Origin of the sequence: Streptomyces celluloflavus (assembly GCA_000720995.1) — a bacterium.
Lineage (GTDB): Bacteria > Actinomycetota > Actinomycetes > Streptomycetales > Streptomycetaceae > Streptomyces > Streptomyces celluloflavus.
This window is the reverse complement of the sequence record JOEL01000018.1, coordinates 84,176-98,861: the sequence shown is the minus strand read 5'-3', so window position 1 is coordinate 98,861 and position 14,686 is coordinate 84,176. Positions and strand designations below refer to the sequence as shown.

Annotated in this window: 12 protein-coding genes; 4 read left to right on the top strand and 8 right to left on the bottom strand. The window is 74.9% G+C overall.

Features of this window, described 5'->3' with window-relative positions; translation table 11 throughout:
- Positions 1-64 precede the first annotated feature (64 nt).
- From IH09_RS19000 to IH09_RS39145, 3 genes are all read right to left on the bottom strand, one after another.
- Positions 65-796: an SseB family protein gene (locus tag IH09_RS19000; protein ID WP_052857667.1), complete on the bottom strand. Its 732-nt coding sequence runs from the start codon at positions 794-796 to the stop codon at positions 65-67.
- A 121-nt stretch (positions 797-917) separates the two neighbouring features.
- Positions 918-2,090 carry a type VII secretion-associated serine protease mycosin gene (gene mycP, locus IH09_RS18995; RefSeq protein ID WP_052857666.1) on the bottom strand — a complete coding sequence of 391 codons (1,173 nt, stop codon included), beginning with the start codon at positions 2,088-2,090 and terminating at the stop codon, positions 918-920.
- On the bottom strand, positions 2,087-3,157 hold the full coding sequence (locus tag IH09_RS39145) for a hypothetical protein (RefSeq protein ID WP_205379646.1): 1,071 nt from the start codon (positions 3,155-3,157) through the stop codon (positions 2,087-2,089). Before IH09_RS39145 ends, mycP begins: the two co-directional genes overlap by 4 nt.
- Before the next feature lie 1,064 nt (positions 3,158-4,221).
- On the opposite strand from IH09_RS39145, the gene IH09_RS18985 reads away from it, so the two are divergent.
- Positions 4,222-5,439 (top strand): amino acid deaminase/aldolase, encoded by a 1,218-nt coding sequence (locus tag IH09_RS18985; protein ID WP_052857663.1) that lies wholly within the window; start codon positions 4,222-4,224, stop codon positions 5,437-5,439.
- A gap of 65 nt (positions 5,440-5,504) precedes the next feature.
- Here IH09_RS18985 and IH09_RS18980 read toward each other — a convergent pair whose 3' ends face one another.
- The 4 genes from IH09_RS18980 to IH09_RS18965 all read right to left on the bottom strand — a co-directional run bounded on the left by IH09_RS18980 (position 5,505) and on the right by IH09_RS18965 (position 10,501).
- Entirely contained in the window at positions 5,505-6,797 is a 1,293-nt protein-coding gene (locus IH09_RS18980) for an HAD family hydrolase (RefSeq protein ID WP_052857661.1), read from the bottom strand.
- Positions 6,798-6,929: 132 nt separating this feature from the next.
- On the bottom strand, positions 6,930-7,742 hold the full coding sequence (locus IH09_RS18975; protein WP_381682286.1) for a 3-oxoacyl-ACP reductase: 813 nt from the start codon (positions 7,740-7,742) through the stop codon (positions 6,930-6,932).
- Position 7,743: 1 nt separating this feature from the next.
- Positions 7,744-9,123: an aldehyde dehydrogenase family protein gene (locus IH09_RS18970; RefSeq protein ID WP_052857659.1), complete on the bottom strand. Its 1,380-nt coding sequence runs from the start codon at positions 9,121-9,123 to the stop codon at positions 7,744-7,746.
- Between the two features lie 10 nt (positions 9,124-9,133).
- Positions 9,134-10,501 carry a glutamine synthetase family protein gene (locus IH09_RS18965; protein ID WP_052857658.1) on the bottom strand — a complete coding sequence of 456 codons (1,368 nt, stop codon included), beginning with the start codon at positions 10,499-10,501 and terminating at the stop codon, positions 9,134-9,136.
- A 73-nt stretch (positions 10,502-10,574) separates the two neighbouring features.
- Between IH09_RS18965 and IH09_RS18960 the strand changes: the two genes are divergently transcribed.
- From IH09_RS18960 to IH09_RS18950, 3 genes are all read left to right on the top strand, one after another.
- A complete protein-coding gene (locus IH09_RS18960) occupies positions 10,575-11,306 on the top strand; it encodes a FadR/GntR family transcriptional regulator (protein WP_052857656.1) in 732 nt (243 codons plus the stop codon).
- A gap of 101 nt (positions 11,307-11,407) precedes the next feature.
- Positions 11,408-12,880: an ethanolamine permease gene (eat, locus tag IH09_RS18955; RefSeq protein WP_052857654.1), complete on the top strand. Its 1,473-nt coding sequence runs from the start codon at positions 11,408-11,410 to the stop codon at positions 12,878-12,880.
- Positions 12,881-12,943: 63 nt separating this feature from the next.
- Positions 12,944-13,645, top strand: a complete 702-nt coding sequence (locus tag IH09_RS18950) for a gamma-glutamyl-gamma-aminobutyrate hydrolase family protein (protein WP_052857652.1) — start codon at positions 12,944-12,946, stop codon at positions 13,643-13,645.
- Positions 13,646-13,691: 46 nt separating this feature from the next.
- Here IH09_RS18950 and IH09_RS18945 read toward each other — a convergent pair whose 3' ends face one another.
- Positions 13,692-14,636 (bottom strand): LysR family transcriptional regulator, encoded by a 945-nt coding sequence (locus IH09_RS18945; protein ID WP_094794613.1) that lies wholly within the window; start codon positions 14,634-14,636, stop codon positions 13,692-13,694.
- Positions 14,637-14,686 lie beyond the last annotated feature (50 nt).

The following is a 14,686-nucleotide window of genomic DNA, read 5'->3' as shown; positions in this document are numbered from 1 at the left end:
GCGAGGAGGGGCCCGGCGAGGAGAGCCGTCCGGCGGGACGGGACGGGAGGCCGGTACCAGGGGGTCAGCGACGGAAGAGCGGTTCCCCGGCCGGGGCGGCGCCGGGCGGCAGAAGTGCCAGGTCCAGGCCGCGGACGAGGCGGCCGCGGAGTACCTCGTCGGTGGCCAGCGACCGGGCCAGCCGCTCGGCGACCTCGGCGGCGGGGGCGTCGGCCACGAGGCCGATCGCGAGGGTGGCGTCGGTTTCGGCCGACGGGGCGAGATGGGCGACGTGTACGCCCGGCACAGCGGCGAGGAGGGCGCGCAGCGCGTCGGTGACCGCCGGGTCGGCGAGCGGGTCGGCGCTCTCCCGGCCCTCGGCGAGGGCGCGCAGGGCGGCGCCGGTGAGCTGGTAGGTGACCGGTCCGGCCAGGTCGACGACGACCGTGTCGGCCTTCTCGTGGGCGGCGGCGAGCAGCGCCTGCTGGAGCGGTACCGCCACCGGGCGGGCGTCCGCGCGCCAGCGCTTGAGGGTCTCCATGGACGTGAAGGCGGGCAGCGCGCGGCGGCCGTCCGGGGCCTGGAGGGTGGGTACCGCCATATCGCTGGTCTTCTCACGCCGCAGACCGTCCGGGCCGGTCTCGGTCTCGCCCAGTACGGCGACGACCGGCACCAGGACGCGGGCACCGGTCAGGGCCGACAGCAGCTGGGGCTCGGTGCCGCGGTCCTGGTCGTAGGCGGCCAGCGCGGCCGCGAGGGCCGGGTCGGCGGAGCCGTCGTCGTCGGAGTAGCCGGGGTCCGGGATGTTCTTCTGCACGGGGCGAGCGTAGCGGCTCGGTCTTTCCGCACCTCGCGCGGTGTGGCGCCGTGGTGCGGGCGGTGCCGCGCGGGCGTCGGGGCGGGGCGCCGGGCCCCGGAACGCCCGCGCGGTGGACGATTCAGCCGACGGCCGCGGGGCGGGGGCGCCGGAGGTGGACGGCGAGGGTCAGCAGGGCCAGACCGGCGGCCGCGGCGGTCCACGGGAGCCAGCCGGCGGCGCCGTCCTCCCGGGGCGCGGCGGTGGGTCCGGCGCCGAAATAGCGGTGGGCGTAGGCGGCGGGGGCCGGCAGCTGGGGGGCGGGCCGGAGGTTCCGGCCGGCCTCGATGGCGGCGGCCGGGTCGACCAGACCGGCGCCGAAGGTGTCGTCGCGGCCGCCCTCGGGGGCGTCCTGCGCGGTGTCGATGAGCAGCCGGCGGATCTGCGCGGGGCTCAGACCGGGGTGCGCGGCGCGGACCAGCGCGGCGGCGCCGGAGACGAAGGCGGCGGCGGCGCTGGTGCCCCAGCCCTCGTAGTACTTGCGGTCCGGGTTGGCTATCACGACGTCCACGCCCGGCGCGCAGAGCGTGGCGTACCAGCGGCGGGTGGAGAACGGGGCGCGGGCGCCGTAGCGGTCGACGGCGGTGACCGCGATGACGCCCGGATAGGCGGCCGGGTAGGAGGCGCGGTTGCCGTCCTCGCCGCCGTTGCCCGCGGAGGCGACGACGGTGACGCCATTGCCCAGCGCGTACTGGATGGCGGCGTCCTCGCGCGGCTCGGGGTGCGCGGATTTGCTGTCGTCGCCGAGCGACAGGTTGATCACGTCGGCGCCCTGGTCGGTGGCCCAGCGGATGCCGTCGGCGAGGGCGCCGGCGCGTTCGGCGCGGGCTTCCTTGCGCTGCGGGTCGCTGTCTTCGAGGATCACCCGGACCGGCAGGATCCGGGCCTCCGGGGCGACCCCGAGCACCCCGTCCGCGCGGCCCGCGCCATGGCCGTGGCCCGCGATGATGCCGGACATCGCGGTGCCGTGCTGGGCCCATGCCGGGTTGCCGGGGCCGGCGCCGAAGCCGACCAGGTCCTTGCCGGGCAGCACCTGGCCCTTGAGGTCGGGGTGGTCGGCGTCCACGCCCGTGTCCAGGACGGCGACGGTGACGCCGTCGCCCTTGGTGGTGCGCCAGGCGTCCTGGGTGTGCATGGCCTCCAGCGACCATTCCTGGGCGCGGATGCCGTCGGCCCGCGCCGGGGCGGCCGGCAGTACGGCCAGTACGGCGGAGCAGAGCGCGGCGGCGGCGCCGCGCAGTACGGCCCTGGTCATTTCGTCGCCTCCGTGGCCCGGGGGGTACCGGCGGACGCCTTGCGGAAGGCCGCCTCCAGGTGGTCCGCGAGGTCCTTCGCGCCATGGCCCAGCCCGGACTGGGCGGGGGTGCTGGTGGCGCCGGGCCGGGTCGCGGCCTCGGCGTCCTGCGGGTCGGCGACGGAGCGGCCGTCGGCGAAGCCGGAGACCGCGTAGACGACGACCGGGAGGTCGGTCAGTACCCGGACGCTCCAGCTGGCGCGCTGGGCGGTCCCGAAACCGGCGGCGAGGGTGCCCTGGGCGGGGTACGGCCGGGGCATCAGGTCCGTCCGGGCGGTCAGCTTCTCGGTGCTGAAGCGGGCGTGCAGGGCCTGCATGGCGGTCCGGTCGGCCGTGGTGATCTGGGCGCCGACGGTGACGACGCCGGTTCGGGTGGCGTCGGCGTAGGTGGCGCGCAGCAGGCGGGCGCAGCCGACCGGCGAGAGCGCCTTGGCCAGCAGCGGGTCGAAGGCGCCGGCGCAGCCGCTGTCGGGGGCGACGGCGATCCGGGTCCAGTGGCGGTCGGCGCCGCCCGGTCCGGTGCCGAGGCTGTTGAGGGTGCGGGGGAAGAGGGTGTCCACAGGGGCGTTGTGCCAGACGTCGCGGCCCTTGGTGAAGGCGGCCTCGGCCGCCGGGCGGGCGTCGGAGCTGTTGGCGAGCCAGCTCCCGGCCGCCGCACCGCCGATGAGGCCGATACCGAGGACGAGGCAGACCGCGGCGGCGGCCGCCCGGACGCGCGCCCGCCGCGCACCCGCGGGCGCGCCCGGCGGCCGCGGCGGGACGGCGGGGGTGGCCGGAACGGTCGGCGCCGGGACAACTCCCGCGTGAATGGCGGAGGTTGGGATCTCGGCGGGCGTGGGTGGGCGCGCGGTGACGGAGGCGCGCGGCGTGTCGCCGGGGGCGCGCGGCGGCGGGGTGACGGCGCGCGTGCGGGAGCCCGTACCGGGCCGCCGGACTTCCGGGGCAGCGTCCGTACCGCCGCTCCACAGGTCCTGACTGTTGGCCAGGTGGAAGGCCGCGGTGTCACGGAAGGAGGCGGGGCGCTCCACCGGCCGCTCCGGCGCGGGCACTCCGGCGGCCGGGGCGTCCGGCGCGCGTTCCGGCCGGGGCGGCGGCTGCGGGCCGGTGGAGGGCGGCTCCGTACGGGGCCGGGGCGGGACGGCGGACGACGGGACGGCGGACGACGACGCCGGGCCGGACGGCGGGGCCGGTGGCACAGCGGGGCGCGGCGGGCCGGCGGGAGCAGCGGGACGTACGGGGACTGAGGGGGGGACGGGACCGGTGGGACCAGAAGGACTGGCAGGACCAGTGGGACCGGCGGGGCCGGTAGGCCCGGCGGGGCCGGTAGGCCCGGCGGGGCCGGTAGGCCCGGCGGGGCCGGTAGGCCCGGCGGGGCCGGTAGTGCCGGTACGCCCAGTGCCGCCGGTACGCCCAGTGGAACCGGTAGTGCCGGTGGAACCACCGGAACCGGCAGGACCAGCGGCACCAGCGGCACCAGCAGACGAGGCGAGCGCGGCGGCCCCGGCCGGAGTCACCGCACCGGCCGGAGCCACCGGACCGACCGGACCGGCGGCAGCCACCGCACCGCGCGGCATCGCGGGCTCCACCGGCGGCGGCACCACGGGGGCAACCTGCGGCACTACGGGGGCGACCGACGGCATGGCGGGGGCAACCGACTGCACGGCAGGAACGCCCGGGACGGCCGACGGCGCGGCGGCGCGGGCCGGTTCGTCGGCGGCGGCCCGCGGCGGGGGCGTCGAGCCGGTGGGCGGGAGGCGCAGGGCGGTGGTTGTCGGGTCGTCGTCGGGGGGCGCGGCGGTGGCGGGCCGGTGGGGTGGGTGCGGGGGTATGGGCGGGATGCGGTGCGCGTCCGCGAAATCGGCGTCGGTGCTCACCCGCGCTCCCCCTCGCGCCGTTTGCCCCCGGTCCGATCCGCGAGCGGGATCGGACAGGATGGTTCGTATCCGGACAACACGCCATGGACCTGCCGGTGGTGGCGCCCGGCCACTCTACGGGCTGGTGCGGCCGGTCCTCCAACCTGTGTCCACCCCGTGTCCACTCTGTCGCGATCTCTCCCCTACCCAGCGGTAGGCCCGTCTGGCAGGCTGCGGCCATGTCCCCGAACACCGCTGACGCGCTTGGCGACAAGGCCCGTTACGACCGTGCCACCGCCCATCTCGACGCGCCGCTGGCCGTCGTCGACCTGGCGTCCTTCGACGCCAACGCCGCCGATCTGGTGCGCCGCGCCCAGGGGAAACCGATCCGGGTGGCGAGCAAGTCGGTGCGCTGCCGGGCGCTGCTGGAGCGGGTGCTGGCACGGGACGGCTTCGCGGGCGTCATGAGTTTCACGCTCGACGAGTCGCTGTGGCTGGCGCGTTCGGGCCTCACCGACATCCTGCTGGCGTATCCGTCGGCGGACCGGGCGGGGTTCGCCGCGCTGACCGCGGATCCAAAGCTGGCGGCGGCGGTGACGGTGATGGCGGACGATCTCGCGCAGCTGGATCTGATCGACGCGGCCCGGCCGGCCGGCGGCGGCGAGGAGGTCCGGGTCTGCCTGGAACTGGACACCTCCTACCGTCTGCTGGGCGGACAGGTGCGGGTCGGGGCGCGCCGGTCGCCGCTGCGCACGCCCGCCCAGCTGGCCGCGCTGGCCCGGTCGGTGGTCCGCCGCCCCGGTTTCCGGCTGGTGGGGCTGATGGCGTACGAGGGGCATGTGGCGGGTGTGGGCGACGAGGTCGACGGCAAGCCGGTGTTCTCGCGGGCCGTCCGGCTGATGCAGACGGCGGCGCGCAAGGAGCTGGCGCGGCGGCGCTGGGAGGCGGTCCGGGCGGTGCGGGCGGTGGCGCCGCGGCTGGAGTTCGTCAACGGCGGCGGTACGGGCAGTGTGCAGCACACGGCGGCGGAGGCGGCGATCACGGAGATCGCGGCGGGTTCGGGGCTGTACGTACCGCGGCTGTTCGACAACTTCCGTTCGTTCCACGGGCGTCCGGCGGCGCTGTTCGCGCAGCCGGTGGTGCGGCGGCCGGGGCCCGGCGTGGTGACGGTGCTGGGCGGCGGCTATCCGGCGTCCGGCGCGCCGGGGGCGGACCGGCTGCCGGTGCCGTATCTGCCGGCCGGGCTGCGCTACGACCCGCAGGAGGGGGCCGGTGAGGTGCAGACGCCGCTGCTGGGGCCGGCCGCCGACGGGCTGCTGATCGGCGACCGGGTGTGGTTCCGGCACGCGAAGGCCGGTGAGCTGTGCGAGCGGTTCGCGGCGCTGCACCTGGTGGAGGGCGACCGGGTGGTGGCGACGGTGCCGACGTACCGCGGTGAGGGGCGCACCTTCCTGTGACGGGGCCCCGCGGCAGGGCGCCGCGGGGCACGCCACACCGGGCCCGGTGTCCGCCGGAGCGTCCGTCAGCCGTGGACCCGGTCCCGCTGGTCGGGGACGACGGTGCCGTCGGGGCGGCGGACCGGGCCGGGGGCGCCGTCGGTGTTGGTGTAGCCCTTGGTGGCGCAGGGGTAGCCGCCGGACTTGCGGGGCAGCGGATCGATGAACATCGGGTTGACCACCCAGCGGCCGTCGGCGTTGTCGTAGCCGCGGCACATCAGTTCACTCTTGTTGCGGTTGATGGCCAGGTGCGCGCCGGTGGCGTCGCCCACGAACGTGACGTCGGTGTCGGCGTCGCCGCCGCCCAGCGCGATGCGGTGCGCCGGGTCCTGCTTGCGCCATGCCTCGGCGCCCTTGATCTTGAAGATCTCCTGGTTGATCCAGCAGCGTTTGCCGTCGATGTACGGGATGGCCTCGCCGCGCCCGTCCTTGACGTCGCCGCAGCCGCGGATGCCGGTGGTGAACCTGCCGTCGCGGACCGTGCTGCGGATGCCTATGGTGTGCGCCCGGTCCACGCCGACGCCGCCGGACCACGCCGCGGCGACCGTCTCCGAGCTGGCCGAGACGATGTAGACGTCGAATCCGGCGGCCTTGAGCGTGCGGATCAGGTCCTTCTGCTGGTCGTAGTAGCGGATGTAGCCGGCCATCGTGTGGGTGCCGACGGTCTGCTCGGTGCCGACGGGCGCGGCGAGGTTCCGGGCGCGGGCCTGCCGGGCGTAGGAGGTGAGGGCGGCCGGGGTGAGGCCGGCGAACAGCTGCGGGACCCAGGCGTACTGGGGGACGGTGCGGCGGTGGTTCCAGTCGCCGGCGAACGCCGGGGCGCCGCTCATGGTCCTGCCCTCGCCGCGGATCTCCATGATCTCGTCGGTGCAGGCGGTGTTCTTCGCGGTGGGCAGCGGGTGGCCGGCGGGGACGGTGGTACCGCACGCCGTGGTCAGGGCGCGGTCGGCGGCCTTGGTGAGCCAGGGGCTGGTGTCCCGCCAGCTCTTGGGCCGCAGGATCTTGTCGTGCTGGAGGGCCCAGGCGAGCGTGGCGTCGGAGATGTCGTTCTTGACGACGGTGTTGTCCCAGTCGAAAGCGGCGACGGGGCGCCCCTCGGGGCCGGGCGACGGGTGGCCGCAGAGACCGCGTTCGTCGATCATCTTCTGGAGCTTGGCGCGGTTGTCGCCGTACCACGGAATGCTCTTGGAGAGCTGGGGGCAGTGGCTGCGGGCGGGGGCTTTCGCGGGGGCGGCGGCCGTGGCGGGCGCGGTGGCCGCGAGGGCCGAGACGGTGGTGGCGCCGGCGAGTGCCAGGGCGAGGGCGTGCCTCTTGCGCATGGGGTCTCCGAGGTGAGGGGCGGCGACGGGAGCGGGACCGGCACGCGGTGGCGCCGGTCCCGAGGTGGTGTGCGGACGGTACCCGCGGGGCACGCCGGTCCGGCCGGGCGTGGCATCCGCGGGTGCCCCGGGCTACACGGGGGTGACGTACGCGCCCGCGATACCGCCGTCGACCAGGAATTCGGCGGCGTTGACGAAGGAGGAGTCGTCACTGGCCAGGAAGGCGACGGCGGCGGCGATCTCCTCGGGCTCGGCGAACCGGCCGACGGGGACGTGCACCAGGCGGCGCGCGGCGCGCTCCGGGTCCTTGGCGAACAGTTCCTTGAGCAGCGGGGTGTTGACCGGCCCCGGGCACAGGGCGTTGACCCGGATGCCCTCCCGGGCGAACTGGACGCCCAGTTCGCGGGACATGGAGAGCACCCCGCCCTTGGAGGCGGTGTAGCTGATCTGGGAGGTGGCGGCGCCCAGCACGGCCACGAAGGACGCGGTGTTGATGATGGAGCCGCGGCGCTGGCGCTGCATATAGGGCAGCACATGCTTGCAGCAGAGGTAGACGGAGGTGAGGTTGACCTCCTGGACGCGCTTCCAGGCGTCGAGTCCGGTGGTGAGGATCGAATCGTCGTCGGCGGGTGAGATGCCGGCGTTGTTGAAGGCGATATCGACCGAGCCGTAGGTGTCGTAGGCGGTCTCGAAGAGCGCCGCGACCTGGTCGGAGTCGGTCACGTCGACCTGGACGAAGGTGCCGCCCACCGCTTCGGCCGCGGCCTTGCCGGCCGCTGCGTCGATGTCGGCGCAGACGACGTTCGCGCCTTCGGAGGCCAGCCGGCGGGTGGCCGCCAGGCCGATGCCGCTGCCGGCTCCGGTGATCACCGCGGTACGGCCCACCAGGCGGCGGCACACCGGGGTCGCCCCCGCCGAGGACACGGGGAGGGTCTGGTCGCTCACTTCACTGCTCCTTGGTCGTGCTGATGAAGACGTTCTTGGTCTCGGTGAAGGCGGTCAGCGCGTCGGGGCCCAGCTCACGGCCGATGCCGGACTGTTTGAACCCGCCGAACGGGGTCCAGTAGCGCACGCTGCTGTGCGAGTTGACGGAGAGGTTGCCCGCCGCGACGGCGCGCGAGACGCGCAGGGCGCGGCCGACGTCGCGGGTCCACAGGGAGCCGGAGAGCCCGTACTCGGTGGCGTTGGCGAGCCGGATCGCGTCGGCCTCGTCGTCGAAGGGGAGGACGACGGCGACCGGGCCGAAGATCTCCTCGACGGCGGTCCGGTCCTCGGGCCGCCCCTCCAGGACGGTGGCCGGGTACCAGAATCCCTTGCCGGCGGGTACCTCGCCGCGGATGGCGGCGGGGGCGTCCTCGGGGACGTAGGACCGTACCCGCTCGCGCTGGGCGGCGGAGATCAGCGGGCCCATCCGGGTGGCGGGGTCGGCCGGGTCGCCGACGGTGAAGGACCGTACGGCGGGCTCCAGCAGTTCCATGAAGCGGTCGTGGACGGAGCGCTGGACGAGGATGCGGCTGCGGGCGCAGCAGTCCTGGCCGGTGTTGTCGAGGAAGGAGCCGGGGGCGGCGGCCGCGGCGGTTTCGAGGTCGGCGTCGGCGAAGACGATGTTGGGGCTCTTGCCGCCGAGTTCGAGGGTGAGCCGTTTGGTCTGCGCGGCGCAGCGGGCGGCGATCCGGCGGCCGGTGGCGGTGGAGCCGGTGAAGACGACCTTGGCGACGCCGGGATGGTCGACGAGGGCGGCGCCGGTGACCGGTCCTTCGCCGGGCAGGACCTGGAAGAGGTCCTCCGGGAGGCCGGCGTCCAGCGCGTAGCGGGCGAGCCGGAGCGCGGTGAGCGGGGTGGTCTCGGCGGGTTTGAGGAGGACGGCGTTGCCGGCCGCGAGCGCGGGGGCGGTGCCCCAGGCGGCGATCGGCATCGGGAAGTTCCAGGGGGCGATGACGGCGACGACGCCGAGCGGCTCCTGGAAGGTGATGTTCAGGCCGTCCGCGACCGGGATCTGGGTGCCGTTGAGGCGTTCCACTCCCCCGGCGGCGTAGTGCAGCAGATCGCGGACGTTGCCCGCTTCCCATTCGGCGTTGGCCAGGGTGTGCCCGGCCTCCAGCAGTTCCAGTTCGGCCAGTGGCCGCAGGTGCGCGTCGACGACGTCGGCGAACCGGCGCAGGATCCGGGCCCGGTCGCCGGGGGCCAGCGCGGCCCATTTCCGCTGGGCGGCGGCGGCCCGCCGGACGGCGGCGTCGACCTCGGCGGGGCCGGTGGTGGGGACGGTGGCCACCACCTCCTCGGTGGCCGGGTTGATGATGTCCAACTCGTGCGGGACGGTGCTCACTTCTCGTTCCTCACATGCGCTCGAAGGAGCGGAAGCGCTCCCAGTCCGTGACGGCCGCGTCGTAGGCGTCCTGTTCGACGCGGGCCATGTGGCGGTAGTGGTCGACGACCTCGTCGCCGAACGCGGCGCGGGCGATCGGGCTGTGCTCCCACAGCTCGGCCGCCTCGCGCAGGGTGGTGGGGACGTGCGCGGCGTCGCCCCGGTAGGCGTTGCCGGTGGTCGCCTCGGGGAGTTCCAGCTCGTTCTCTATCCCGTGCAGACCGGCCGCGACCATGGCGGCGACCGCGAGGTAGGGGTTCACATCGCCGCCGGGCAGGCGGTTCTCCAGGCGGTGTCCGTGGCCGTGGCCGAGCACCCGTAGCGCGCAGGTGCGGTTGTCCGGGCCCCAGGCGACGGCGGTGGGGGCGAAGGAACCGGGGCGGAAGCGCTTGTAGGAGTTGATGTTCGGGGCGTAGCAGAGCGTGAAGTCGCGCATCGCGGCGAGCTGTCCGGCGAGGAAGTGCCGCATGGTCGCCGACATGCCGTAGGGGCCGTCGGCGTCGGCCAGTACGGGCCGGCCGTCCTCGTCGCGCAGCGAGAGGTGGATATGGCAGGAGTTGCCCTCGCGCTCGTCGTACTTCGCCATGAAGGTGAGCGCCATGCCCTCCTGGGCGGCGATTTCCTTGGCGCCAGTCTTGTAGACGCTGTGCTGGTCGCAGGTGGTGAGCGCGTCGTCGTAGACGAACACGATCTCGTGCTGGCCGAGGTTGCACTCGCCCTTGGCGGACTCCACGGTCAGACCGGCCGCGCCCATCTCGTTGCGGATGCGGCGCAGCAGGGGCTCCACGCGGCCGGTGCCCAGAATGGAGTAGTCGGCGTTGTACTGGTTGGCGGGGTTCATCCCGCGGTAGCCGCGCGACCAGGCGTCCTCGTAGGTGTCCTGGAAGACCATGAACTCCAGCTCGGTGCCGGCGTACGCCCGCCAGCCGCGTGCGGCGAGCCGGTCGAGCTGGCGGCGCAGGATCTGGCGCGGGGAGGCGACGACCGGGGAGCGGTCGTGCCAGGCCAGGTCGGCGGTGATCAGGGCGGTGCCGGGGTTCCAGGGGGTGCGGCGCAGGGTGGCGGTGTCGCCGTGCATCGCGAAGTCGCCGTAGCCGCGTTCCCAGGAGGCCATCGCGTAGCCCTCGACGGTGTTGAGGTCCACGTCGACGGCGAGGAGGTAGTTGCAGCCCTCGGTGCCGTGCTCCAGGACGGTGTCGAGGAAGTGGCGGGCCGCGAACCGCTTGCCCTGGAGCCTGCCTTGCATATCGGTGAAGGCGAGGACGACAGTGTCGATCTCCCCGGCGTCGACGAGGACTCTGAGTTCCTCGACGGAGAGCGGGGGCGTGCGGTCAGCCACGGTGTTGCCTCCTGTCACTGCATCCGGAGGTCATAAGGTAGGCACACGAACCATTACTTGGGAAGGGGTTCCGATGGACGGTGCGGCGGACCGGCTGGCGCCGGTGCTGCGGCCGGTGCGGGCGGGCAACGGTTTCGAGGAGGCGCTGGAGCAGATACTCCAGATCGTCCGGCTGGGCCTGGTCCCGCAGGGCGAACGGCTGCCCGCGGAGCGGGAGTTGGCGGACCATCTGCAGATCAGCCGGGTGACGCTGCGCGAGGTGCTGAAGGTCCTTCAGGACGAGGGCCTGGTGGAGAGCCGGCGCGGACGCTACGGCGGCACCTTCGTCCGGGTGCGTACGGAGAATCCGGACGAGGCCGAGCTGCGGCGCCGGATCGGGAAGGTCGACGTCGAGGACACCCTGCGCTTCCGGGAGGTGCTGGAGGTGGGCGCGGCCGGGCTGTGCGCGGCGCACGGGCTGGGCGGCCCGCAGGGCGACCGGCTGCGCGAGGCGCTGGCGGCGACCCATGACGCACCGTTGACGGAGTACCGCAGGCGCGACACGCTGCTGCATCTGACACTCGCCGAGCTGTCCGGTTCGCCGTCGCTGGCGGCCCAGTACGCGGCGGTGCGGGCGCGCGTGAACGATCTGCTGGACTGCATTCCGCTGCTGGTGCGCAATCTGGAGCATTCGCAGGCCCAGCACAGCGCCGTGGTGGCGGCGGTGCTGGCGGGTGACGCGGACGGGGCCCGCGAGGTGATGCGCGAGCACTGCTGCGGAACGGCCGCCCTGCTGCGGGGATTCCTGACCGCCCCGAGGCCCTAGCCACTGTTTCGCGCACGGGTCTTGCGCGGGAGCGGTACGGACGGCAAAGGTATGCCGCTGGACCTTTACTCCGACACCCCTCGGCGAGGCAGGAGCGGCGCATGGCCGACAGCACGGATTCGCAGACCGCACCGTCCCCTTCGTCCCCGGGCGGCGCCGCCTCCCCCGAGGCCGCCTATCTGGAGCGGCGGGCGCTGCGCCGCGGCAGCGCGGGACCGCTGCTGCTGACCGGCCTGGGCGTCGCCTACGTCGTCTCCGGCGACTTCTCGGGCTGGAACAACGGTCTGGCGCACGGCGGTTTCGGCGGTCTGGCCATCGCCGCCGTCCTGATGGGCCTGATGTACACCTGCCTGGTCTTCGCACTGGCCGAGCTGGCCTCGATCCTGCCGACCGCGGGCGGCGGCTACGGTTTCGCCCGGCGCGCGCTCGGCACCTGGGGCGGCTTCCTGACCGGCACCGCGATCCTCATCGAGTATGTGCTGGCGCCCGCCGCGATCTCCCTCTTCATCGGTGACTACGTCCAGTCGCTGGGCCTGTTCGGCCTGCACGCCGGCTGGCCCGTCTCGCTCGCCTGCTTCGTGCTCTTCATCGGCATCCATCTGTGGGGCGTGGGCGAGGCGCTGCGCTTCAGCCTGGTCGTCACCGCGGTGGCGGTCGCCGCGATCCTCGTCTTCGCCTGCGCGGCGTTCACGGGTTTCCGGGTGGACGCGCTCAATGACATCCCCGTCCGGCCGGGCGCCTTCGGGGCCAGTTCCTGGCTGCCGTTCGGCGTACTGGGCATCTGGGCCGCGTTCCCGTTCGGAATGTGGTTCTTCCTCGGCGTCGAGGGCGTACCGCTGGCCGCCGAGGAGACCAAGGACCCGGCCCGGGTGCTGCCGAAGGCCATGGGCGCCGCGATGGGCATTCTGCTGCTGCTCGCGCTGATCACCTTCACCGCCGCGACCGGCGCCCGGGGCTCGGCCGCCATCCAGTCGGTCGGCGATCCGCTGGTCCAGGCGCTCCAGCCGCACGGCGAGCCGACCACGGTCAGCCGGATCGTCAACTACGCCGGCCTCGCGGGCCTGGTGGCCTCCTTCTTCTCGCTCATCTTCGCCGGGTCACGGCAGCTCTTCGCGCTCTCCCGGGCCGGCTATCTGCCCCGCTTCCTCTCCCTGACCAGCCGCCGCAAGGCCCCCTACCTCGGCCTGCTGGTGCCCGGCGCGCTCGGTTTCGGACTCGCGGCGGCGACCGGCGACGGCGCCCGGATGCTCAACACCGCGGTCTTCGGCGCCACCATCTCCTACGCCCTGATGTCCCTTTCGCATATCGTGCTGCGCCGCCGCGAGCCCGGTCTGCACCGCCCCTACCGCACCCCCGGCGGCGTGCTCACCTCGTCCGTCGCGTTCGTGCTCGCCTGCGCCGCGCTGGTGGCGACGTTCCTGGTCGACAAGGACGCCGCCCTCATCGCGCTCGGCGTGTACGCCGCCGCCCTGGCCTACTTCGCCTGCTACTCGCGGCACCGCCTGGTGGCGGCCGCGCCCGAGGAAGAGTTCGCGGCGCTGGCGGCGGCCGAGGCCGAGCTGTCCCGCGACTGACCGGCCCGGCGGCGCCGCCGGCCGCTCCGCCCGTACGCATCCCCGCACCACCCGGAGGACCCGATGTCCCAGCCGCTCATCGGCATCAGCACCTATCTGGAAGAGGCCCGTTGGGGGGTGTGGACGCTGCCCGCCGCCCTGCTGCCCGCCGGATACCCCCGGCTGGTCCAGCGCTCCGGCGGGCTCGCGGCGCTGCTGCCGCCGGACGACCCGGCCGCCGCCGCGGCGGCGGTGGCCCGCCTGGACGGGCTGGTGATCGCCGGCGGCCCGGACGTGGCACCGGCCCGCTACGGCGCCGAGCCGCACCCCCTGACCGGGCCGCCCGCCGCAAAGCGGGACGCCTGGGAACTGGCCCTGATCGAGGCCGCGTTGACGGGCGGCGTCCCGCTGCTGGGCATCTGCCGGGGGCTGCAACTGCTGAACGTGGCGCTGGGCGGCACCCTCGTCCAGCATCTGGACGACCACGCCGGTCCGCCCGGGGTCTTCGCCCGGCACACCGTCGAACCGGTCGCGGGGACGCTGCTGGGCGCCACCCTGCCCGAACCGGTCTCCGTGCCGACGTACCACCACCAGGCGGTGGACCGGCTCGGGCGCGGGCTGCGCGTCTCGGCGTACGCGGCGGACGGCACCGTCGAGGCGCTGGAGCTGCCGGCCGCGCGCGGTTTCACGCTGGCCGTCCAGTGGCATCCGGAGGCCGGTACGGACACCCGGGTGATGGACGCCCTGGTGGCCGCGGCCCGCGACCGGGCGTGCGCCGCGGGGTGACGGGCCCGGCCGCGCCGAGGGGCGATGCACCCGGCGGGCCCGGCCGTCAGGCCGCGCCGCGGGTCAGCCCCAGCAGGTGCCGGGCCGGACCCGCCGGGCGCTGGCCGGTGGGCCAGACGGCGCGCAGATCACGGACCAGGCGGAGGCCGGCGACCGGGATCTCGACCAGCCGGCGGGCGGTCAGTTCCTCGCCGACGGCCAGTTCGCTCAGCACGGAGGGTGCCGCCTCACTGACCACGGCGGCCTTGACCGCGGTGGTGGAGGCGAGTTCGAGGAGCGGGTCCGCCAGGCCGCCGTGCCCGGCCAGCGCCGCGTCCAGCACCTGACGGGTACCGGAGCCGCGTTCGCGCAGGATCAGCGGGGTCGCGGCGAGTTCGGCGGCGGTCAGCTCCCGGCGGCGCCGGGACCAGGGGTGGGCCGGCGCGGCGACGACGATCAGCCGGTCGCGGCCGATGACCGCGCCGTCCAGGCCCGCCGGTACATCGAGCCCCTCGACGAATCCGAGGTCCGCCTCGCCCGCCAGCAGCCGGGCGGCGACCGCGCTGGAGTTGCCCGCGAAGAGCGAGACGGCGGTCCCCGGCCGCTGGGCGCGCAGCGCCACCAGCCAGCCGGGCAGGAGGTACTCGGCGATGGTCATGCTGGCCGCGACCCGCAGCCGGGAGTCCCGGCGCCCGCGCAGCGCCTGCGCGCCCGCGTCGAACGCCTCGGCCGCCTCCACCACCCGGCGCGCCCAGTCCGTGACGAGGACGCCGGCGTCGGTGAGCTCGGAGCCGCGCGGCGAGCGGTCCACCAGCGCGACGCCCAGCTGCCGCTCCATCGAGCGGATGCGGCTGCTGGCGGCGGGCTGGGTGATCCCGGTCGCCCGCGCCGCCCGCCCCAGACTGCCGAGCCGGGCGACCGCGAGCAGCAGCTCCAGCGCGCCGAGATCCGGCACCCGGTGCGCCAGCGGCACGCCACCCTCCGGTACCCGCTCCCCCGGTGCGCCGCTCATGTCCGCGCCCGTTCGCCGCCGCGCGCCGTCGTCCCCCGGGCGCGCCCCGC

Excerpts from the sequence above, each read along its gene's own strand:
- mycP (WP_052857666.1), bottom strand. The coding sequence starts at position 2,090 with ATGACCAGGGCCGTACTGCGCGGCGCCGCCGCCGCGCTCTGCTCCGCC.
- IH09_RS18985 (WP_052857663.1), top strand. The coding sequence starts at position 4,222 with ATGTCCCCGAACACCGCTGACGCGCTTGGCGACAAGGCCCGTTACGAC.
- IH09_RS18980 (WP_052857661.1), bottom strand. The coding sequence starts at position 6,797 with ATGCGCAAGAGGCACGCCCTCGCCCTGGCACTCGCCGGCGCCACCACC.
- IH09_RS18960 (WP_052857656.1), top strand. The coding sequence starts at position 10,575 with ATGGACGGTGCGGCGGACCGGCTGGCGCCGGTGCTGCGGCCGGTGCGG.
- eat (WP_052857654.1), top strand. The coding sequence starts at position 11,408 with ATGGCCGACAGCACGGATTCGCAGACCGCACCGTCCCCTTCGTCCCCG.
- IH09_RS18950 (WP_052857652.1), top strand. The coding sequence starts at position 12,944 with ATGTCCCAGCCGCTCATCGGCATCAGCACCTATCTGGAAGAGGCCCGT.
- IH09_RS18945 (WP_094794613.1), bottom strand. The coding sequence starts at position 14,636 with ATGAGCGGCGCACCGGGGGAGCGGGTACCGGAGGGTGGCGTGCCGCTG.